Annotated in this window: 18 protein-coding genes and 4 tRNA genes; 7 read left to right on the top strand and 15 right to left on the bottom strand. The window is 45.5% G+C overall.

Going from position 1 to position 20958, the window contains the following annotated elements:
* Positions 1-134 precede the first annotated feature (134 nt).
* The gene (locus tag ABD744_RS20750; protein ID WP_344800512.1) at positions 135-1580 is read left to right on the top strand and encodes a rhomboid family intramembrane serine protease; all 1446 of its coding nucleotides are present in this window, start codon (positions 135-137) and stop codon (positions 1578-1580) included.
* Positions 1580-3088, top strand: coding sequence for a hypothetical protein (locus ABD744_RS20745; RefSeq protein ID WP_344800511.1), 1509 nt, complete (start codon positions 1580-1582; stop codon positions 3086-3088). Before ABD744_RS20750 ends, ABD744_RS20745 begins: the two co-directional genes overlap by 1 nt.
* 157 nt (positions 3089-3245) lie before the next feature.
* Here ABD744_RS20745 and ABD744_RS20740 read toward each other — a convergent pair whose 3' ends face one another.
* From ABD744_RS20740 to ABD744_RS20730, 3 genes are all read right to left on the bottom strand, one after another.
* On the bottom strand, positions 3246-4385 hold the full coding sequence (locus tag ABD744_RS20740) for a DNA alkylation repair protein (RefSeq protein ID WP_344800510.1): 1140 nt from the start codon (positions 4383-4385) through the stop codon (positions 3246-3248).
* Positions 4386-4474: 89 nt separating this feature from the next.
* The gene (locus tag ABD744_RS20735) at positions 4475-4858 is read right to left on the bottom strand and encodes a hypothetical protein (protein WP_344800509.1); all 384 of its coding nucleotides are present in this window, start codon (positions 4856-4858) and stop codon (positions 4475-4477) included.
* A gap of 225 nt (positions 4859-5083) precedes the next feature.
* Positions 5084-5431 (bottom strand): hypothetical protein, encoded by a 348-nt coding sequence (locus ABD744_RS20730; protein WP_344800508.1) that lies wholly within the window; start codon positions 5429-5431, stop codon positions 5084-5086.
* A 334-nt stretch (positions 5432-5765) separates the two neighbouring features.
* Here ABD744_RS20730 and ABD744_RS20725 point away from each other — a divergent pair, with 334 nt between their 5' ends.
* Both ABD744_RS20725 and ABD744_RS20720 read left to right on the top strand, forming a co-directional pair.
* Positions 5766-6341, top strand: coding sequence for a hypothetical protein (locus ABD744_RS20725; protein WP_344800507.1), 576 nt, complete (start codon positions 5766-5768; stop codon positions 6339-6341).
* A 398-nt stretch (positions 6342-6739) separates the two neighbouring features.
* Positions 6740-7543, top strand: a complete 804-nt coding sequence (locus tag ABD744_RS20720; RefSeq protein WP_344800506.1) for a chalcone isomerase family protein — start codon at positions 6740-6742, stop codon at positions 7541-7543.
* A gap of 118 nt (positions 7544-7661) precedes the next feature.
* On the opposite strand, the gene ABD744_RS20715 is transcribed toward ABD744_RS20720, so the two are convergent.
* The 3 genes from ABD744_RS20715 to ABD744_RS20705 are packed head-to-tail and all read right to left on the bottom strand — an operon-like array spanning position 7662 to position 11063.
* Positions 7662-8963: a sodium ion-translocating decarboxylase subunit beta gene (locus ABD744_RS20715; RefSeq protein ID WP_344800505.1), complete on the bottom strand. Its 1302-nt coding sequence runs from the start codon at positions 8961-8963 to the stop codon at positions 7662-7664.
* 14 nt (positions 8964-8977) lie between these two features.
* The gene (gene oadA / locus ABD744_RS20710) at positions 8978-10759 is read right to left on the bottom strand and encodes a sodium-extruding oxaloacetate decarboxylase subunit alpha (RefSeq protein WP_344800504.1); all 1782 of its coding nucleotides are present in this window, start codon (positions 10757-10759) and stop codon (positions 8978-8980) included.
* 55 nt (positions 10760-10814) lie between these two features.
* Positions 10815-11063 (bottom strand): OadG family protein, encoded by a 249-nt coding sequence (locus ABD744_RS20705; protein ID WP_344800502.1) that lies wholly within the window; start codon positions 11061-11063, stop codon positions 10815-10817.
* 306 nt (positions 11064-11369) lie between these two features.
* On the opposite strand from ABD744_RS20705, the gene ABD744_RS20700 reads away from it, so the two are divergent.
* A complete protein-coding gene (locus tag ABD744_RS20700; protein ID WP_344800501.1) occupies positions 11370-12329 on the top strand; it encodes a tRNA dihydrouridine synthase in 960 nt (319 codons plus the stop codon).
* A gap of 87 nt (positions 12330-12416) precedes the next feature.
* On the opposite strand, the gene ABD744_RS20695 is transcribed toward ABD744_RS20700, so the two are convergent.
* The 7 genes from ABD744_RS20695 to alaS form a co-directional block, all read right to left on the bottom strand.
* Positions 12417-12493 (bottom strand) — tRNA-Arg (locus ABD744_RS20695).
* Between the two features lie 52 nt (positions 12494-12545).
* Positions 12546-12622, bottom strand: a tRNA-Arg gene (locus tag ABD744_RS20690).
* Between the two features lie 57 nt (positions 12623-12679).
* Positions 12680-12756 (bottom strand) — tRNA-Arg (locus ABD744_RS20685).
* Between the two features lie 68 nt (positions 12757-12824).
* Positions 12825-12914 (bottom strand) — tRNA-Ser (locus ABD744_RS20680).
* A 70-nt stretch (positions 12915-12984) separates the two neighbouring features.
* Positions 12985-13170 (bottom strand): carbon storage regulator CsrA, encoded by a 186-nt coding sequence (gene csrA, locus ABD744_RS20675; protein WP_284380622.1) that lies wholly within the window; start codon positions 13168-13170, stop codon positions 12985-12987.
* Positions 13171-13420: 250 nt separating this feature from the next.
* Entirely contained in the window at positions 13421-14650 is a 1230-nt protein-coding gene (locus ABD744_RS20670; RefSeq protein WP_344800500.1) for an aspartate kinase, read from the bottom strand.
* 108 nt (positions 14651-14758) lie between these two features.
* A complete protein-coding gene (alaS, locus tag ABD744_RS20665) occupies positions 14759-17383 on the bottom strand; it encodes an alanine--tRNA ligase (protein ID WP_344800499.1) in 2625 nt (874 codons plus the stop codon).
* A gap of 238 nt (positions 17384-17621) precedes the next feature.
* Between alaS and ABD744_RS20660 the strand changes: the two genes are divergently transcribed.
* On the top strand, positions 17622-18077 hold the full coding sequence (locus ABD744_RS20660) for a YtoQ family protein (protein WP_344800498.1): 456 nt from the start codon (positions 17622-17624) through the stop codon (positions 18075-18077).
* A gap of 55 nt (positions 18078-18132) precedes the next feature.
* On the opposite strand, the gene ABD744_RS20655 is transcribed toward ABD744_RS20660, so the two are convergent.
* Positions 18133-19149 carry a DMT family transporter gene (locus ABD744_RS20655; protein ID WP_344800497.1) on the bottom strand — a complete coding sequence of 339 codons (1017 nt, stop codon included), beginning with the start codon at positions 19147-19149 and terminating at the stop codon, positions 18133-18135.
* A 426-nt stretch (positions 19150-19575) separates the two neighbouring features.
* On the opposite strand from ABD744_RS20655, the gene ABD744_RS20650 reads away from it, so the two are divergent.
* Positions 19576-20655, top strand: coding sequence for an energy transducer TonB (locus tag ABD744_RS20650; protein WP_344800496.1), 1080 nt, complete (start codon positions 19576-19578; stop codon positions 20653-20655).
* A 107-nt stretch (positions 20656-20762) separates the two neighbouring features.
* Here the strand turns inward: ABD744_RS20650 and ABD744_RS20645 are convergent, their stop codons facing one another.
* Positions 20763-20939 carry a helix-turn-helix domain-containing protein gene (locus ABD744_RS20645; RefSeq protein WP_344800495.1) on the bottom strand — a complete coding sequence of 59 codons (177 nt, stop codon included), beginning with the start codon at positions 20937-20939 and terminating at the stop codon, positions 20763-20765.
* Positions 20940-20958 lie beyond the last annotated feature (19 nt).

The following is a 20958-nucleotide window of genomic DNA, read 5'->3' as shown; positions in this document are numbered from 1 at the left end:
CGCCAAAAAACAGAGTCGGCCTTAGCCTCAAGTGCTGTTCGTCAAAAGGTGAAATGGCGGATAGAAGCGCAACGCCAAAACATTTAAAATTGCCTCTTACTCCTGTTTTGTCACTCTACGCGCTAGGGATTAGCATGATTGTTTTACCCACTGAAAAACGCTTTGACTGGAAACATGCGCCTATCATGTTATTCAGCATTGCGCTCTTAAATATCCTGGTATTTTTCCTTTACCAATCGGCCGATGACACTAAGTACAACAATGCATTAGAAGCCTACGACCGCAACAACCTGCTTCAATCCGAATGGCCTGCGTTTCAGAATTATTTACTCGAAGAAAATGAAAAAGAGCTGTTAACCGGCTTACGTCAGGCCTATTCCGAAGAATACTACTACGACGTCATTGAATACATTGTGGGCGATGATGCGTTTTATCAATACATTCTGAACCATGAGGAGCAACTGGTTTTCGACCCTTACCGGGTGAACGACGATTTCCCCAACTGGAAACGACGCCGACAAGAAGTGGATGACTACTTCTATTCCATCAGTAGCTTCCAGGGGGGGGTAATTCCTGAGACCTTAAACCCTGTTACCTTAATCAGTTACCAGTTCCTGCATGGCGACTTTTATCACTTACTCGGTAACCTGTTCTTTTTGATCTTTTGTGGGTTTGCCGTTGAGGCCGCACTGGGTGCCTGGCTGTTTCTTGGCCTCTACCTGGCATCCGGTGTTATTGGTGGCCTGTTGTATGCGGTCATAGACTTAAGCAGTCAGGTGCCTTTGGTGGGCGCCTCGGGTTCGATATCCGGAGTCATGGCCATGTACCTGGGTATATTCCGGTTACGCAAAATCGAATTCTTTTATTGGATCTTTGTCTTTGCCGGATATTTCCGGGCACCCGCGCTGTTAATTCTGCCCTTTTACATAGGTAAAGAGTTGTTGGACTTTTATTTTAATCCCAATTCGGGCGTGGCCTTCATGTGTCATACCGGCGGTTTTATCGGGGGCGGCTTACTGATGGCGTTCTGTTATAAATTCAAACCGGATTTAATCAACAACGAGTACGTGGAAGAAGATCAACAGCTGCCCGCAGAGCAGCAGTCACTGGCCAAAATATACGCTCATATTGATCACTTCAGATTCGACCAGGCACTCAAAGCCATAGACCTGCATCAAAAAGAATACGGTGAGGAATTTGAGCTGAGCTTGCTCAGTTACCACATATCACAGGCGCTGGGGAAAACCTCTCGTTTGAATCACTTGTTAGCGCTGATTCAGGTGCGTCCTTTCTCCGCTCAGCAGGTTCAACAGTTAGCCAAAGCCTGGGAAGAAAGCGAACCCCTGCACGAGAACGTCGATGTGAAAAGCAGCGTAAAACTGGCGATCAACATCTTAACACCGGACAACCTTACCCAAGTAGAAACCCTGTTCAACCGGCTACACGACAAACAACCCAATGACCCGGCCTTAATCGGCCTCGCCCAAAAGTTGTCGTTCCTATTTGAGAAGCAGAAAAACAAAGCCAAAGCTAAACACTACCAAGCCATTGCGGATCAAAACACATTGGGGAGTCTGTAATGTCTTACTGTAAATACCACCCTTTAAATGCAGCCCGTTTTTATTGCAACCACTGCGAAAGTCACTTGTGCAAAACCTGCATTGACGAAGGCCGGGACGCCACCAAACACCGTTGTTTGTGCTGTGGCAGTGAAGTGACCTCGGTCGGGGTGACAGCGGATGTGCTTCCTTTCTGGCGACGCATTGATGTAGCGTTTAAATACCCGTTAGCCACCGAAGTGCTGGTGATGATTGGCCTTATATCACTGATGACCACTCTTGCTGCGTATTTATCCTTGCCGTTGATGGTTGCACTAAACCTGATTGGCGCGGCCGTCATCATCAAATACTGCTTCAATTGTTTGTCTGCTACCGCGAAGGGAAAAATGACCCCGCCGGATTTCAGTGAATCTTACGAAGGCAGTATTTTACTGGTGTTTAAGCTGGCCCTGATTATTACCGGGTTAAGTGTCATTGCCATCTCCGCCTACATTTATCTCAACCCGGCGTTTGGCAGTTTACTGGGGTTTCTGTTGATCGCCGTGTTCCCTGCCATCATCATTTTGTATGCCATCACCGAGAACTTATTAGACGCCATTAACCCATTGCAAATCATTGGCTTAATCTCCCGGATAGGCCTGCCTTACTGCTTAATACTCGGAATCATTCTGATCATGATGACGTCGGTGGGTATTTTGAGCGACCTGATTATTTATCAGCAAAACGCTCTGACACTGGTGTTTCAATCCGCAGTGGCCAATTACTATTTTGTGGTCACCTTCCATATCATGGGATATATGATTTTCCAGTATCAGCATGAACTGGGTTATACCGCAGACCTTGAAGACAGTAATGCGACACAGATTCGTCCGGAGGCTGAAAAAATCAGTGCCCGTGTTCATGTGATGATCAAAGAAGGACGCTGGCAGGAAGCCAACAGCACACTCAAAGAATCCATTCTCCGGTTTAAAGACAACAGCCATTTAAACGCAGATTACTTCCGGTTTACTTTGTCACAGCTACCGGCACACCGCTCAGACCCGGCCAAACAAGCGGAAGCACAACTTTGTTTCGAAAATTACTTCAGCTTTTTGGTTCGCAACCACCACACACGAACCCTCTACATCGACTATCAGAAAGTCATCCTTGCCTTGCCGAACTATCAGCCGGAAGCGGCTCGGCTTCGATTTGAACTGGCCAAAGCCTGCTCCAACAATGGCAATGCCAAACAAGCAGTGAAACTGTTATACGGCTTACATAAATCAGACCCGAGTTTTCTGCATTTAATTCCGGCATATGAATTACTTGCGAATGAACTGGACGAGCTGCCAAATATGGAAAAGCAAGCCCATCAGTGCAGGGCCTTAGTACAAGCGCTGAAAGCCCGAAATCCTGAGCCAGAAACAGATCAGGAAGAAACGCTTCAAAAACAAACGGAAGGCTATTCAAGCGGAGCCGTCAATCAAAACAACGAAGATGAGAACGGCTCAGAAAATGGAGAGTTGGCGCCGATTGAATATAAGCCCTAGTAGGCTGTTGATTTTCGTTATCGAGGCAGGCTTAACAAGGCAAAATCAGACGAAAAAGCGGAGTCTGTGTGCCCCTTGGGTATTATAATCATAAATGAGCACTTTGAGCCTGATTTTAACACTGTTAAGGCAACACAGATAGAAAAGCAACAACCTGTTAGGACAAACTCTCCTCAATAGCTTCCAAGGCCATTAACTCGAACTGCCCTAACGGATGTGTGACGCCATTTAAGATCACATCCACTTTATGCACACCCGGATAATGTTTCCGGGTGGTCATCTCAGCCAAAGATACCTTTTTACTCAAAGTTACCTGTTCATTCGGCCCAAGTTGGAGTGATTTCATCTTAAACACTTTCGGGCTGGTTTTACCGTTGGCTTTCACAAAGTGAATGCTGAAATCCGCCATGACCGACTGTTGGAGTGAACCGTTATTTTTCAACGTAAAGCAAACCGTCACCGACTCACCTTTGTTAACTTTCGTCGGCGTTATCTTAACTGAAACCACTTCCAGATTTTCCGATGGTTGATAGCCCAGAATCGCCAACGCTTTGGGCTCCGCGCGTTTCACTGCAGACCTCAGTGCATGCCGAACAATCCACTGTCTCTCAGCCGAGGCTCCGACCATCCAACGTTCAGCCACATCCACCAGCACCTGAGGATTATCTTTGCCAATGTCATTCAAGTTATTTGCCACCGAACGGCGCACGAATAGTTCAGGATCATCCTTTAACAATTCCAATATTTTCAATACAGGCTGTGGATCTTTTTGAAAGATCGGCAAGCGTTGCGCCCAAGGCAATCTGGGTCTCGTCCCTTCTGAGGCCAAACGACGAATGTGCACGTCCGGATCAAGCGCCCATTCTGCCAGCCGCGCCATAGTATCTTCAGGATATTTCTCAATGAATGCCCGAATGCTGAATTCCGCCGAAAAACGTTGAGTTAATTCGTATTGCGCGGCCATGGATTCCTCAAAATGCTCCAAACCGTATTCCGACACAAACAACACGTGAGGAAAGTACACAAATGGGCTCATGCCGAAGTCATCCGTTTTGGTCAGTTTTTCGCCCAACGAATGAACCAAAATCTTTATCGCTTCCGGGTATGAATCAGGCAAAGTCGCTTTAAACCCTTGCGCAATTCGCAATGCACGCGCTTTCAGCTCCAGGGCTTGGTAATCAGAAAGACAAAATTCGAGAAAATCATTCACCGTAAATTCTGGATAAACCTCCACAATCATTGCAGATATTTTTTCGGGAATCTCGGGGCCAAATCGATGTTTAAGGGGCTCTGCCATACGTTGTCTCTTCTGAAGAGTGAAATTAAATATACTAAAGCAATACTCTCAAAAGACACTGACAGTATGTGTCAGTAACAACACACCATTTAATGGCTTACCTCATTAACCAATTCGCAACGACCTTTAATGGAATATAAAATCTGCCAGCTTAAATCGTGGCCATAGGCTTTTTGAATCACATACGTGAACACATGACTTTTTGTCATGTAAAACACCCCGAAAAAGCCTTCTTCCGGCACACAGCGATACTGAGATTCGCAATGCTCAAAGATGGGAGAAGCGTCGTTATTTTCAGTCAACGACCAATGACCCCGCTCATTTGAGAGACGTAACTGAAACTTGGAAACATCGTATATCAGAGACTGTATACCGGCAGGCCCTCCGTTTTCTACTCCGGCACCTGCATCTCCACGACAAAGATAAGTTTCAGCAAAAAGCAACGGTGAAAAAACAATTAACACTAAGCTCATACACTTCATATGCTCGGCGCCCATACAGCAATCAGATCACGTTCTTGCCTTCAGATAACCGAGTCCAAATTTGTGCATCTTCGATTATCAAACCTCTCTAAATTCTAGCAAAAAATAAAGAACTCACCTCTTATCTCTGCTGTTTGCGTATATCAGCCACAAAACCGAACTTAATTGGTGCAATCTTAATTCAGAATTATTCGTCCGATTAATTTTGCGCAAACATCAGGCAACCACTCGCCCTCTGTACATTTTTTTTGGCTTGTCTCGCACCACTTCAGTGCTTTCATCCAGCTTAGCGCTCACTAACTGAACACGACCTCGATAAACTTTAGTAACGTACTTATCCTCTGAAATTTCGCCAGCCTCAAGTTTTTGAGACCAACCTTCCCCTGCTTTATGAAACAACTCTTTCGTCAAGGCTTTCAGAATCGCATCGTCTGAGCCCTGATAAATGGGGATTAATTCATTAAATAGCTCTGGATTAGCCAATTTAATGCCCGGTTTGTCTTCAGAATCAGCGCGCCGTCGAATCTCTTGAATCAGATCAATCATGGACTTGTCGTAGTTCATTGTGGCTCCTTCGCGTATGAACAACCTTTGACTTAAAAATCAATTGATTAGCTCATAGCAATTTGCGTACACAGTTTATACTTAAGTCGTAAAAAAGTGACTGAGTCATCATTTTCCAACTACCTAAAAGTACTGTTCTTAACGCAACGTATTGGACATGTTGAGTTTTTTTTATTAAGAATTTCGCTGAGTAACTTGTAATTCAATAACCTAGCAAGGCTTGTTAGGTTGAATTATGAGTAGTTTGGTCTATCTTATTTAATTCACTACTAAACTCTTTCACTTATGCTGCCGATAGACTGGCTAAGCACTTTAAAATACATGAGAGATTAGAATGGCCGATGACAATAATGACAAAGAAGAGTTAACCGAAGAACAAAAAATCCAGTTGCTGGAAAAGAAAAATAACACACTGAAGATGTTTATCACCGTATTGGCCGGTATCAGCTTTGTTCTGTTACTCGGTGTCGGAACTCTTGCTTACTTACTTGCTGATCAGCCGGACATAGAGCTCGCAACAACCACAGAAACCAATGAATTAAAAACACAGCTTGATCTCCAGCAAGCCACTATTGATAAAATGTCAGCTCAGATTCAACTGATCGCCTTACAAAAAGAGAGTGCTTCGGGCATTCCAAGAGAGGCGGCCATAGAAGCACAACGCGACGTGATTCACTTGATCAAGCTATTGCAAAACAGCATGAGGGACGAGTCCCGGATGATTAAGGGAGCGCGCTCCTGGTATGAGCATTACGATCAACTGCTGGAAGCTTTGCGCCAAAAAGCCAAGGACAGAATCATTAAACTGGGTTCAACACCGCCACCTGAAAGCGATGCCGACCAACAAAGCCCGAAGAAAAACACCAGCTCCGGCTCAAAGAGTGATGATTTCTCGGAAGCCATGTTCTGAGCAGAATAATAACCCCACATTAGGAGCCTGATCTGGCTCCTTAATATTACCGCTGAATCTATACGCCCTAATTTATGTAGTCTTCTGCTTACAGAAAGTAAATGGTATATTCCGCTGATTTTCTGATACTGTGATGACTTCCACAGCCAAAGCGGACACCCTTCAACTTTCCTTGTTCAGCCGAGAAAAACAGCCTGCACTTTCCCAACTTCAGCACTAAATCATTACCGAAAAAACACTTATTTTTGAAGGATATATCTCACACTTTCACCAGAAACAAACGTTTCATTTATCGTCTTTGCTGTCCCATCAACTGTACATTTCCTGATCATTTTGATTGCTATATTTAGTCCTAGAAGGAAGTTCTTCATGAACACTGACGCTCTGGGGAAAGTAAGATGGGAAAGTTCATTCAGCAATCGGTTCAAGCGATTCAACATTCACAGGTTCAAGGTCATCTGATACCAACAGACCCGAACACACATAAATCACGGGCAAAGCATTGGCTAACTTCTCTCATTGCCACCGTTTGTTTTGCTTACGGTAGCACCAGCGTTGCGCAAGGTACCGAGTACTGGCCTCCATCATCGGAAGTCTTTACCGAAAACAGCATGTCCGTCACACACATTGGCAGCGCCATGCGCTATCACAGTTCCAAGCCCGTTTATATTGCCAGCCTTTACAGCCAGGATTCGTTTCCGAATACGGCTGTCCTTTATTCCAATGATGGTGCCAAAGAACTTCAGTTAATCGTAATGGACGAAAGCATGAGCTATCGTCGCTTCAAACGCATTTTAAGGGACGATTACCTGATCACGCTAAGCGAAGACGAATACACCAAACTGCAACCTAAAATCACAACCTTGCTTACATCGCTCAAATCCGACTTCAGAGTAGGATCATTAGTCACTATTGCCTACGATTCTCTACGTGACGCAACCATTCTAAGACTGGACGGCAAACGAAAATCCACCATTGACGGTAAAGAACTGTTTAATGCCACATTACGCGCTATGGTAGGCGAGAGAGCCCCCAGTCGAGAATTTAAAGAATCTTTACTGGGCCAACGCTTACCCATTATTGATATATCAATGGAACAGGAAATTTTACTGACTCAGTACATGGACAGACGTTTAAATAAACACGACGTCGGCAGCAGCACAAAACAGGAATGGGTGGTGAACTCAGATATTGACGGTTAAAGCAGAATAGGCACCCGACCTAAGACTCACTCAACTCTGTTAAGCGACTTTAAAAAACAGCCGGATATAAAAAAGCCACGCATATGCGTGGCTTTTTTGAGGTTCAGTGAATCCCTGATTAACTCAAGTAATTCAACATCACCCCTGCCGCTACCGCAGAACCGATTACACCAGCAACGTTTGGACCCATCGCGTGCATAAGCAGGAAGTTCTGCTTATTCGCTTCAAGACCAACCTTGTTGGATACACGGGCTGCCATAGGTACAGCAGATACACCCGCTGAACCAATCAACGGATTCACCGGAGTCTTAACAAACTTGTTCATGATCTTAGCCATGATGACACCAGCCGCAGTACCGATACCGAATGCAACGATACCCAAAGCCATGATGCCTAAAGTTTCTGTAGCCAGGAACTTATCAGCCACCAGCTTAGAACCTACAGAAAGACCAAGGAAAATAGTTACAACGTTAATCAACGCGTTTTGAGCCGTATCACTCAAACGATCAACCACGCCACACTCTTTCATCAAGTTACCAAAGCAGAACATACCAAGCAGTGGAGCTGCATCAGGAAGCAATAGCGCTACTAGAACAAGAACGATGATCGGGAATACGATTTTCTCAGTCTTAGTCACGTGACGCTGCTGAGTCATTTGGATCGCACGTTCTTTCTCAGTAGTAAGCGCTCTCATAATTGGCGGCTGGATCATAGGAACCAATGCCATGTAAGAGTATGCTGCTACCGCAATCGCACCCAGGAATTCAGGCGCCAGCTTAGAAGCTACGAAGATTGAAGTAGGACCGTCAGCACCACCGATGATACCGATAGCAGCTGCCTGCTCAACAGTGAACTCCATAATACCTAGTTCAGTCATACCTACCGCACCGAATACCGTTGCGAAGATACCAAACTGTGCTGCAGCACCCAGTAGAAGCGTCTTAGGGTTCGCCAATAGCGGACCGAAATCCGTCATCGCACCAACACCCATGAAGATCAACAGCGGAGCAATGGTAGAACCAATCGCTACCGAGTAGAACTGGTACAGCATACCATGGCCGTAGCCCGCATCCTGTGCAATGTTCATTGCAACAGTCTGAGTCGCCGCTGGCGCTTCATCGTATGCAGTTAGAATAGCCTTATAGCCAACATCACCAGCCACACCTAACGCTTGCGCAATCTGGTTAGCAAGTTCTGGCGTACCCACATGCAACGCTTGCTCAAGTGCGTGATAAGCCAAACCAGCTTCAGGGATATTCGCAAGAATACCGCCCATACCGATAGGAACAAGCAATAGAGGCTCGAAGCCTTTTACGATGGCAAGGTACAACAGACCCAAGCAGACCACGATCATAGAGAACTGGCCTACTCCAATGTTGTACATCCCGGAGGAGTACCAAAGGTTTAATACATTTTCCATTAAGTCAGCCCCTATTAACCAAGAGTTAGAAGAGTATCGCCAACTTTAACAGCGTCGCCTTCTTTCACAGAGATAGAACCAACTACGCCTGCTTTCGCAGCACTCACTTCAGTTTCCATCTTCATTGCTTCAAGAATCATCAGCGTTTGGCCTTCTTCAACTTGCTGACCTGGCGTAACTAGTACTTTCCAGATGTTGCCTGCAAGAGGAGCCGGAACCGGATCACCGCCGCCTGCTGGCATTGCAGCCGGAGCCGCACCGCCCGCTGCTGGAGCAGAGCCACCGAATGATAGAGGCGCACCATTTACTGGGGCTAAATCAGTTACGTCGCCGCCGTCGTCAACTTTAACAACGTACTCGTTACCATCAACAGTTACTGTGAAGGTATCTTCTGCATCACCCTTCGGTGCTGGTTCAAATGCATCCGGGTTACCACGATTCTCCAGGAACTTAGGCGCAATCTGTGGGAACAATGCGTAAGTCAAAGCATCGTCGATCTTGTCAGCTGAAAGCTTAATGCCTTTCTCTGCTGCCAATGCGTCAACGTCTGCAACGATCTTGTCCATTTCATTTTCAAGAAGGTCTGCAGGGCGACATGTAATCTCTTCAGCGCCATCAAGTACTTTCGCTTGAAGCTCTGCGTTATATGGCGCAGGAGCCGCACCGTATTCGCCTTTCAGGATGCCTTGCGTCTCTTTAGAGATCGACTTATAACGCTCACCTGTCAACACGTTAAGTACTGCCTGAGTACCAACGATCTGAGAAGTAGGTGTTACCAGTGGAATATGACCAAGGTCTTCACGAACGCGAGGAATTTCTTTCAATACTTCGTCAAACTTGTCTGAAGCACCTTGCTCTCTCAACTGGTTTTCCATGTTAGTCAACATGCCACCAGGAACCTGAGCTACCAGAATACGTGAGTCAGTACCACGCAGTGCGCCTTCAAACTTAGCGTACTTCTTACGAACACTTCGGAAGTAAGCCGCAATTTCTTCAAGAAGCAGAAGGTCAAGACCTGTATCACGGTCAGTACCTTTCGTAGCTGCAACAACAGTTTCAGTTGCAGAGTGACCGTAAGTACCAGACATTGAAGAAATAGCCGTATCTACACGATCAACGCCAGCTTCGATAGCCTTAAGAATGGCCATATCAGACATGCCCGCTGTTGCGTGGCAGTGAAGCTGAACTTCCAAATCCGTTTCTGCTTTAAGACGAGAAACCAAGTCAAATACTTCGTAAGGGTTAATGATGCCCGCCATATCTTTAATGGCAATAGAATCGGCACCCAAGTCTTCAACCTGCTTCGCCAAAGACAACCAAGAATCCATACCATGAACAGGGCTGGTTGTATAAGACAAAGTACCTTGTGCGTGTTTACCGTTCGCCTTAACCGCTTTAATAGCCGTCTCAAGGTTACGAGGATCATTCATCGCATCGAATACACGGAAAACATCAACACCGTTTGTAGCGGCACGCTCAACAAACTTCTCAACTACATCGTCTGCGTAGTGACGGTAACCAAGTAAGTTCTGACCACGCAAAAGCATCTGATGCTTTGTATTTGGCATGGCTTTCTTAAATTCACGGATACGATCCCAAGGATCTTCACCTAAGAAGCGAATGCAAGAGTCGAATGTTGCTCCGCCCCAAGATTCTAAAGACCAGTATCCAACTTGGTCTAATTTCTCTGCGATTGGCAGCATATCGTCAATACGCATACGCGTTGCAAATAACGATTGATGTGCATCTCGCAATACTACGTCAGTAATGCCTAGAGGTTTTTTGTTATCGGTCATGGGTATATGGCCTTTCCTAAAACGTTCGGTTAAACGTGCTTAACTAATTCATTCACTACTTTTGGCGTGAACGATGTTCCTTTACTGCAGCCTTTAATACTGCCAGCAATTGTGGGTCAACACCGCCACCACTCGTTGGTGTTGGAGCAACTGGAGCTGGAGTTACAGGTTCTGGTTCAGGGAAAAATTTAACAACTACTTTGGACATCGCAGTTGTGGCAAAAATGAGAACAACCAGGAATGAGAATACAAATCCCATACCTAATATCATAAGCGTAACGCCTTCACTCATTAATTCGGACATGCGGTCTCCTTTTTGGTAACCGTAGTTCAGTCCCTTAAATCGGTTGGATTCAGGGCTCCCTCTGCATGATTTTTTGGATCATACGTCTCTTGTCTTGCTAGTAACTACTTACCATTTCCAGAGATAAGTAACTTAACTCTGTATGAATAATAGGCAACACAGGTAGCAAACCGGCAATACTTTACCCAGTAAAGTTTTTTTACGCAATATTGACAAGATAAATTGAGGGCTACAAAACACAAAAAACTGATGAGAAATCACCGTTTTTCGCTAAAATACGCATCTTTTTAGTTCATTTGAGTAACAATGAAAATACTTCTTGCCCCAATGGAAGGCGTTTTAGACGCACCTCTACGTGAAATTCTGACCCGCTTAGGCCGATATGACCTGTGTGTTTCCGAGTTCATTCGCATCACAGATCAACTGCTACCTCCAAAGGTGTTTTACCGCCTTTGCCCAGAACTTTACAAAGGCGGGGTAACAGACGCAGGTACGCCGGTTCGGGTGCAGCTGTTAGGGAACAATCCTGAAACTCTAGCCTCCAGCGCCTTAAAAGCCGTCAATATGGGGTCGCCCGGAATTGATTTAAACTTTGGTTGCCCAGCAAAAACCGTCAATAAAAACAAAGGCGGCGCAATTCTCCTGAAAGAACCTGAAAGCATTTTTAAAGTCATTGAAGCCGTTCGGCAGGCGGTACCAGACGACATTCCGGTCACAGCCAAAATGCGGCTAGGCTTTGATCATGATGACAATGCCCTAGCCATCGCCAAAGGTATTCAGGAAGCCGGAGCAAACGAGCTGGTGATCCACGCCCGAACCAAAGTACAAGGCTATAAACCGCCCGCTCATTGGCACCTGTTGGCTGAAATCAAGCAAGCGCTTTCCATTCCGTTGATCGCCAACGGTGAGGTGTGGAGTTTGGAAGATTATAAAACCTGCCGAGAAGCCAGCCTTTGCGATGATGTCATGATTGGCCGAGGTGCAATTGCCTCGCCCTTCCTGATCGAACAAATTCGCGCTTATCAAAAAAATGAAGAGGCGCCAGCAAGAAGTTGGGACAAAGACATAAAACCACTGTTATTGACCTACTACCTGTCTTGCGAGCCTGACGGCACCCACAAACACGATGCTTACCTCTTAGGTCGGGTGAAACAATGGCTGCATATGCTGAGCTGGCAACATCCGGAAGCCAAAGAAGCCTTCTCGGCGGTTAAGCGCCTGAAAAATAAATCTGAAATTTTTAACGCTCTGGAACTTCAACACTAAGGTAAAGGGAGTTAAATTTGGTAGAAGTTAAATATGGCGACTGCCGCTGTATTTGATTTCTATTTAGAAGGGTTATTAACAAGGAAATGGTACACCCGAGAGGAGTCGAACCTCTAACCGCTCGGTTCGTAGCCGAGTACTCTATCCAATTGAGCTACGGGTGCATCAAGAAGGCAAAAGCCTGAAATTTTAGAATTTTGAACTGAAAAAATAAAATGGTACACCCGAGAGGAGTCGAACCTCTAACCGCTCGGTTCGTAGCCGAGTACTCTATCCAATTGAGCTACGGGTGCACATACCAGATCCATCTGGGAATTCTTCAGAAACGCTCACCATCTTTAAAGTGAAGATGGTACACCCGAGAGGAGTCGAACCTCTAACCGCTCGGTTCGTAGCCGAGTACTCTATCCAATTGAGCTACGGGTGCATCACGTGGGCCGGCATTCTAGCGATATAACAACTTTATTCAAGTACTTATTTCGCACCGACATAAAATGGCGGAGAGAGAGGGATTCGAACCCTCGATAGGAGTAAACCTATACGCCCTTAGCAGGGGCGCGCCTTCAGCCACTCGGCCATCTCTCCAAAACACGGGCTGCATATTACCATGAAAAAATGAAAAGAAAAGACCGAAAATCAAAAAAATGTAAGTTTTTTATGAATTTGCGTCTTGTTCTTTTTCTTTTTGGATACGCTGATAGATTTCTTCACGGTGAACAGCCACTTCTTTAGGCGCGTTTACCCCAATCCGAACCTGATTTCCTTTTACACCAAGCACAGTAACAGTGACATCATCGCCAATCATTAATGTTTCACCAACACGGCGAGTCAAAATAAGCATACATTTCTCCTTGTTATAATTCCTTGTCCACTGGTGCACTTTCACACACAGCAGGTTCTGTTGACTCCTAAGCGTTTAATAACCTCACGATTCAACAGTCATCTTCCGCCTATGAACTTCCCCTGTGGGTTATAGCTTACTTTTCTTAAGCTAACTTCTTACCCACTAGTAAGCAAGTATTGACCATAGATACAAGAATACAAAATTAAATTGTTTCTGAAACGCTATTAATGCGTTTCAGAAAGGCAACCTAGTCGTTTGAAGCCAGGTCAAAAGCACTGTGTAAGCTGCGTACAGCCAACTCTAAGTATTTCTCATCAATTACAACAGACACCTTAATTTCTGACGTAGAAATCATCTGAATGTTGATATTGTCATCGGCCAAACTGCGGAACATGGTACTGGCAACACCTGCGTGAGAACGCATACCAACGCCTACAATCGACACTTTGGCAATTTTATTATCACCTACCACTTCTCGTGCACCCAAATCCTTACAGATCTGCTTCAGAATCTCTTCTGCTTTATCGTACTCGTTTCTGTGAACGGTGAAAGTAAAGTCGGTAGTGCCGTCCTGACCAATATTCTGAACAATCATATCCACTTCAACATTCTGGTCACCCACAGGCCCCAAAATTTTAGAAGCAACACCTGGAATATCTGGCACGCCCACTAAAGTCAGCTTTGCCTCATCACGGTTAAACGCAATACCGGAGATCAGTGGTTGTTCCATTGAATCATCTTCCTCATTATCAATCGTAATTAGAGTACCAGGCCCTTCTTTAAAGCTGGACAGCACTCGTAATGGCACCTTGTACTTGCCCGCAAATTCAACAGAGCGAATCTGTAAAATTTTAGAACCAAGACTGGCCATTTCTAACATTTCTTCAAATGTAATTTTTTCAAGACGTCTTGCGTCCTCAACAACCCGAGGATCGGTGGTATACACCCCGTCCACGTCGGTATAGATCTGACATTCGTCAGCATCCAATGCCGCCGCTAAAGCAACACCGGTTGTATCGGAACCACCACGACCCAAGGTTGTGATGTTTCCATCAGCATCTACGCCCTGGAAACCAGCAACCACGACCACACGACCAGCGTCCAGGTCGCGCTTCATGTTACTGCCATCAATATCCTGAATCCGCGCTTTGCCATGGGCATCATCGGTTAGAATTCTGACCTGACCGCCAGTGTAAGATCGTGCATCCCAACCACGCTTTTTAAGCGCCATTGAAAGCAAAGCAATGGTGACCTGCTCTCCCGTCGACACTAACACATCCAGTTCTCTGGCATCCGGACGCTCCATAACATCGGAGGCCAAGCCCAACAAACGGTTAGTTTCGCCGCTCATAGCAGAAACAACGACCACGACATCATGACCGTCTTCACGAAATTTAATTACTTTTTCCGCAACAGCTTCAATTCTTTCAACAGTACCTACGGACGTACCGCCATATTTTTGAACTATTAATGCCATATCTGATGATCTGTCTTGACAAAGAAACGGGCGCCCATTAAACACTAAGACGCCCGAAAATTAAATAACTAGATAAAAGGAGTTGTACCCGCCTTTTAATCGCCTGCCTTACGCAAATTTTTCTGCGACCCAATCTTTCGCCAGCTCAAGGGCAGCATTCACACCTGACGGATCACTTCCACCCGCCTGAGCCATGTCAGGGCGACCACCGCCTTTACCGCCCACTTTCTCAGCGGCAAGCTTGATCAGGTCACCGGCTTTCGCCTGACCGGTTAAGTCTTTGGTCACACCGGCAATCAAGCTGACCTTCTCTCCATTCACTGCGGCCAGCAAAACAATGCCAGACTGCAGTTTATTTTTAAGCTGATCCACAAGATCACGCAAACCTTTCGGGTCTGCACCGTCCAGTTTAGTAGCAAGCAGCTTAACACCAGCAACATCAACCGCCTGACCAGCCAAGTCATTACCCGCAGAGCTGGCCAATTTCGCTTTGGCTTGCTCTAATTCTTTCTCCAGCTGACGCGCTTTCGCCACTAACTGCTGAACTTTTTCAAACGCGCTGTCACGATTGCCTTTCAACTGCCCGGCAATCTCAGAAATAATAGCATCTGATTCCTGAGTTCTCTGATACGCCGCCATTCCCGTAACAGCTTCAATACGGCGAACACCCGCCGCGATACCGGATTCACTGGTGATTTTCAAAATACCGATGTCACCCGTACGTTTGGCATGCGTACCACCACAAAGTTCAATGGAATAGTCCTCCGCCATGGATAAAACACGCACGGTATCGTCGTATTTCTCACCAAATAGCGCCATAGCGCCTTTTTCTTTGGCCGAATCAATGTCCATGACCTCAGTAACAATGTCAGTGTTCGCTGAAATTAAGGTATTTACACGTGTTTCAATTTCTGCCAATTGCTGAGCTGAAATACTCTCTGAGTGCGAAAAATCAAACCGAAGTTTTTCTGCATCCACCAAAGAACCTTTCTGAGCAACATGATCCCCCAGCACTTCACGAAGAACCGCATGCAACAAGTGCGTTGCAGAGTGATTCAATTCGGTCGCCGCACGGGCCGCTTTATTCACTTTAGCACCCAGCACATGACCTACTTTAATTGTGCCTGCTTCTACCAGACCGACATGAAGATGATTCGCACCGTCTTTCTGAGTATCCGTTACGGCAAACGAAACACCTTCCGCAAGCAACTCACCGCTGTCACCCACCTGGCCACCGGACTCAGCATAGAAAGGCGTTGTTTCAAGAACCACAATTCCTGAATCACCGTCGTTCAATTCGGATACCTGAGCGCCATCTTTCAATAAAGCGACCACCTTCGATTGGCCATCAAGATCGGTATAACCGGTAAACTCAGTATCTTTTTCAAGTTCTACTTTCGCCGTCAAATCAACACTGAACTTACTTGCAGCACGAGCGCGCTCACGCTGTTCATTCATGGCTTTCTCAAAACCTTCTTCGTCGATCGTTAAATCACGATCACGAGCAACCATCGCCGTCAGATCCACCGGAAAGCCGTAGGTATCGTAAAGCTTGAAAACCGTTTCACCCGGAATCACAGAACCTTTCAGATCAGCGGTTGCCTGATCAAAAATTTTCACCCCCTGCTCCAGGGTTTCTGCAAACTTCTCTTCTTCTTTAAGCAACTCTTTTTCAATCAACTTCTGGTTTTTTACCAGCTCTGGGTAAGCCTCTCCCATGATTTCGGTCAGCGCCGGAACCAGTTTATAAAAGAACGCCTCTGTGGCACCCAGCTTATGACCATGCAAAGCAGCACGACGCACGATGCGACGAAGCACATAACCTCGACCTTCTTTTGAAGGCACAATGCCATCCGAGATCATGAACGAGCATGCACGAATGTGATCCGCAATTACCCGAAGGGATGCCAGTGTGGTATCAGTGACATTCAGAATCTTGGCTGCTGCATTTAATAAATGCTGGAACAAGTCAATTTCATAGTTGGAATGAACACCTTGCAAACAAGCTGAAATACGCTCCAAGCCCATACCGGTATCAACCGACGGCTTAGGCAAAGGTTCCATCACGCCATCCGCAGTACGGTTGTACTGCATGAAAACCAGATTCCAGATTTCCACAAAACGATCACCGTCTTCTTCAGGAGATCCCGGAGGACCACCCCAGATTTCAGGGCCATGATCATAAAAGATTTCAGTACAAGGACCACAAGGACCTGTGTCCCCCATCGCCCAGAAATTGTCTGAATTATACTTTTCGCCTTTATCGCCAATACGAATAATGCGATCTGCCGGAACGCCCATTTTATCATTCCATAAAGCGTACGCTTCGCTGTCGTCTTCATAGACAGTGACAATCAGCTTATCTTTTGGAATGTTCATCCATTCAGAAGAAGTTAAAAATTCCCAGGCAAATTTAATGGCATCTTCTTTGAAGTAATCCCCGAAACTGAAGTTCCCCAACATTTCAAAAAATGTATGGTGGCGCGCAGTAAAACCAACGTTTTCTAAATCGTTATGCTTACCGCCGGCACGCAAACACTTCTGAGAAGTGGTGGCTCGGGTATAGCTGCGTTTTTCTTTACCAAGAAAACAATCTTTAAACTGCACCATTCCGGCGACAGTAAACATCACAGTTGGGTCGTTGCCTGGAATCAACGGACTGCTGTTAACAACTTCATGCTGCTGGCGATTAAAATATTCCAGGAATGCTTGGCGAATTTCTGAGCTTTTCATATTACTTCCATTGGCGGACGCTGTGTTCAGCGATCTTATTCTAAAATTCTACGGTCGGCAGTGAACAAAGCAGTATATAAGTTTTATTCCCACTTGCACACATACTAAACAAGGCTATTTAGCGATAATTTCCATAGCAAGCCTGATAACGGCCTTAACCAATAACCCTAAACTTCTTTTTGACTGAATTCTTTTTTTACTCCATCCTTGCACCAAAAATGCTGATGAGGAAAAGCAAATGAAATTAAGCGTGTATCTGTCGGGTGAAATTCATTCTAACTGGCGCGAAACCATCGAAGCAGGTGTTGCTAAAGCCGGGTTGGAAGTAACGCTTACCGCACCAAACACTTGCCATGCAGACAGTGATGACTGCGGAGACCGTATTCTTGGATCAGAAGAAAACAACTTCTGGAAAGACCATAAAGCATCAAAAATCAACGGATTGAGAACGCGCAAGCTGATCTCTGACGCCGACATAGTTGTGGTTCGTTTCGGCGATAAATACAAACAATGGAACGCTGCTTTCGATGCAGGCTACGCAGCGGCGCTGGGCAAATCTTTGATCGTAATGCATGGCCCGGAAATTGTGCACCCCTTAAAAGAAGTGGATGCTGCAGCCCAAGCCGTGTGTGAGACGCCAGAACAAGTGGTTGAAATTCTTCAATACATCATGACCAACCAACTACCAGCCTAAAACGAACAAGAGCTTTTGAATTAGACTCAAAAGCTCTTGTTTTAAGGAACGCGATTTAGCTGATTAAAGCTTCAGCCTTTGCTTTGCTATTATCGTCCAGCGTTTGCCGAGGTTCCTTTTTTGCAGAACTTTGATCAGAACCATAGAGCCGTATCCATCGCCGAATCGAAGCCCCCCAATTAAAGAGCACTAACGACAACAAAATCAACGCAGTCCCTAATATGGTCATTCCACTAACTACTTCGTCATTGACCAAGTGCCCAACAGTCAACGCCATGACAGGTGTAATCAAGGTCACAAGCGCTACTTTGCTGGCCGACATTTTTGAAAGCACGTAGAAATAGCACATAAAACCGACCAAAGACCCCATGGTCGCCAAATATAAGATGGCTGATAATGACTTCACCGACATAGCATCCACAGCGGCAGTCATTCCTTCTATCGTCACAGCGGAACCATTCAGCACATAACCTTTCAGCACCTCCATTCCAAAGATAACCGCCAATAAAGGCACAGAGCAAATGAGCGACCCCACCGTTTGTTCCACAAAACCATTTTGATGAGTACTTCGCTTCACCAGCACGCCACTCAAACTGAATAAAGTGACCGCCAATAACAGCCACAACACGCCAACCAAGGCCTCAGAACTCAAAACCAAACCCTGGCCAAAAATAGTCAACAAGCCAAACAGCGAAATAATGCAAGCAACCCAACGGTAAGCTGGCAGCGCTTCCTCATCCGATAACCATTGGCCAAACAGCGCTGAAATCATCGGAGACAAACCGTAAATCACAGATATCAGGCCACTCGGGATCAAGCCCGCCCCCTGATAAGTTGCGTACATCGCGAGCACAATACCAACGTCTGCAGACAGGTACTTTTGGACAGCCGATCGCTTCCACGAAACCGAGCCACCTGACATTCGAAACAGTCCCCAGCCCAAACCAGCGGCCAAAACCATTCGACTGAAAATAGCCAAGGTGGGAGAAACAGTTTCACTGCTCCAGGTAACCCCTAAGGGGGTGGTCGTCCAAACAATGATGACCGTTAAATAGGCCATTGCGACAGACATGATTGCCTCCGATATTGAAAATAAAATTCAACCCCGGAAAACAACAAAATAAGACAACGAAAACAAAAAACCGCAGTCTGAATCTGCGGTTTTCGGGAATTCTATAACTTCATCATTCGCCTAAGTCACCGCAAATCCTACCTTAATCCAGCGGACGGCCACGCACATTGCTGCCGCAGAGCGGAGCAGGTTGTTTTGTAAGGCGATCTTGAATTCAGACATATTTACAAAGTCACGCGATTAATGAGATGAAAGTTGGTATGAGTCTCACAAATAAATGATCAATAATCAACCCGTAATTTTAGTTATTTAGATTGAGGGTATTTCACCGTAAGTTGACTACGCTTATTCAGAGCAGCAGGCGGGAACAACCTCTGTATTCCCGTGAATGCCATTAACATTTAATCAGCATATGCACGGAACGCTTTGGACTCTACAAACCACAATAATAAAACACTTATTTGGATCACCTGTGCGGTCAGCATTACTCTGCACCTGATTGCAGGCGCGCTTTGGCCTGATTTCGGACACTCAGCAAAACCCAAAACACCAAAGCTTGCTGAGAACACCATTTCCATCTCCCTGACACCGACCCAAATAACGCCCCCAGCCATTGATCCGCAAAAACCTGCTGAGCCTAAGTTAGAGCCAAAACCTAAAAAAGAGTTAGTACAAAAACCAAAACCAAAACCAAAACCAAAACCAAAACCAAAACCAAAACCAAAACCAAAACCAGTAGAAACCAACGCCAGTAAAGTCGAATCACTGGACTCACTTAATGACAAAATGAAAAAAGGAAGTGTGAACTCAGAACAAAAAAAGCAAGAAATCAAACGCGGGAATAAAAATAATCAGAAGACAGCTCAGGCTCAGGCTCAGGCTCAGGCTCAGGCTCAGGCTCAGGCTCAGGCTCAGGCTCAGGCTCAGGCTCGAGAAATTTTATCAGACAAAGTTCAACACAACACAAAAAATCTCACACAAAAAACAGCCCCCGTGGTGGGAGACACTTCTCATAAAATCAAACAAGAACCCAGCGAAAAAGAACCAGTAGAACTGAGTGACAACCCAATATTCAATGAGATACTCAAACAAAAAAACAAAAGCAACCTAAAACACGCCGCCCTTCACAATAATCAAGGTAATCATGGAGATGGGATTTCCGACCAGGAACTGTCCAACTTCAGCATTGAAGGCGATCCGGACGGAGATATCAAAGGAAAAACTTTTAACCCACTTCTTTATCAGTTCACCAAAGAAATGGAAAAAGAGTGGAACCCGCCAGAATCAAAAATGCGGCTGAAAACGATTCTCTCAGTTTACATCTCGCCCTATGGAAAAATAGAACAAATAAAGGTGGATCAATCCAGTGGTGACCTGAGTTTTGATAAACTCGCTATAGCAACGGCTCAGTCCAAAAAGAAGTTCAACATAGATGGGTTTAAGATAATTCCCACAGACTACCGTTACTTGAGCATGACCTTTGATAACTATTCAGACTCAAAGTAACTGTTCAGAATCAAAATAACTGTCCAGAATCAAAGTAAGCACCCAGAACCAGAACAACCGCTCAGAGCCTGAATAGCAGTCAGGCTCCGATCACGCTGAATTACAGGTCACTTCAATTGATTAGTGATCTCGATGTATTTATCCACATCTTCCTGCCTAAACTTAAACTGACCAGCCTCTTTTACTGAAGCAATCAAGTTTTCCTTGGCATAACGCTTAACCGTAAATTCAGAAACACCCAACTTATCCGCCACATCTTTCAGGCTCAACAAACTTTCAGACATCAGTTCCTTCTCCAGATAG

Source organism: Litoribacillus peritrichatus, assembly GCF_039537985.1.
In the GTDB taxonomy this organism is placed as follows: Bacteria; Pseudomonadota; Gammaproteobacteria; order Pseudomonadales; family Litoribrevibacteraceae; genus Litoribacillus; species Litoribacillus peritrichatus.
This window is presented reverse-complemented; position numbering and strand designations above follow the sequence as displayed.

Excerpts from the sequence above, each read along its gene's own strand:
- ABD744_RS20750 (WP_344800512.1), top strand. The coding sequence starts at position 135 with ATGATTGTTTTACCCACTGAAAAACGCTTTGACTGGAAACATGCGCCT.
- ABD744_RS20745 (WP_344800511.1), top strand. The coding sequence starts at position 1,580 with ATGTCTTACTGTAAATACCACCCTTTAAATGCAGCCCGTTTTTATTGC.
- ABD744_RS20740 (WP_344800510.1), bottom strand. The coding sequence starts at position 4,385 with ATGGCAGAGCCCCTTAAACATCGATTTGGCCCCGAGATTCCCGAAAAA.
- ABD744_RS20735 (WP_344800509.1), bottom strand. The coding sequence starts at position 4,858 with ATGAGCTTAGTGTTAATTGTTTTTTCACCGTTGCTTTTTGCTGAAACT.
- ABD744_RS20730 (WP_344800508.1), bottom strand. The coding sequence starts at position 5,431 with ATGAACTACGACAAGTCCATGATTGATCTGATTCAAGAGATTCGACGG.
- ABD744_RS20725 (WP_344800507.1), top strand. The coding sequence starts at position 5,766 with ATGGCCGATGACAATAATGACAAAGAAGAGTTAACCGAAGAACAAAAA.
- ABD744_RS20720 (WP_344800506.1), top strand. The coding sequence starts at position 6,740 with ATGGGAAAGTTCATTCAGCAATCGGTTCAAGCGATTCAACATTCACAG.
- ABD744_RS20715 (WP_344800505.1), bottom strand. The coding sequence starts at position 8,963 with ATGGAAAATGTATTAAACCTTTGGTACTCCTCCGGGATGTACAACATT.
- oadA (WP_344800504.1), bottom strand. The coding sequence starts at position 10,759 with ATGACCGATAACAAAAAACCTCTAGGCATTACTGACGTAGTATTGCGA.
- ABD744_RS20705 (WP_344800502.1), bottom strand. The coding sequence starts at position 11,063 with ATGTCCGAATTAATGAGTGAAGGCGTTACGCTTATGATATTAGGTATG.
- ABD744_RS20700 (WP_344800501.1), top strand. The coding sequence starts at position 11,370 with ATGAAAATACTTCTTGCCCCAATGGAAGGCGTTTTAGACGCACCTCTA.
- csrA (WP_284380622.1), bottom strand. The coding sequence starts at position 13,170 with ATGCTTATTTTGACTCGCCGTGTTGGTGAAACATTAATGATTGGCGAT.
- ABD744_RS20670 (WP_344800500.1), bottom strand. The coding sequence starts at position 14,650 with ATGGCATTAATAGTTCAAAAATATGGCGGTACGTCCGTAGGTACTGTT.
- alaS (WP_344800499.1), bottom strand. The coding sequence starts at position 17,383 with ATGAAAAGCTCAGAAATTCGCCAAGCATTCCTGGAATATTTTAATCGC.
- ABD744_RS20660 (WP_344800498.1), top strand. The coding sequence starts at position 17,622 with ATGAAATTAAGCGTGTATCTGTCGGGTGAAATTCATTCTAACTGGCGC.
- ABD744_RS20655 (WP_344800497.1), bottom strand. The coding sequence starts at position 19,149 with ATGTCTGTCGCAATGGCCTATTTAACGGTCATCATTGTTTGGACGACC.
- ABD744_RS20645 (WP_344800495.1), bottom strand. The coding sequence starts at position 20,939 with ATGTCTGAAAGTTTGTTGAGCCTGAAAGATGTGGCGGATAAGTTGGGT.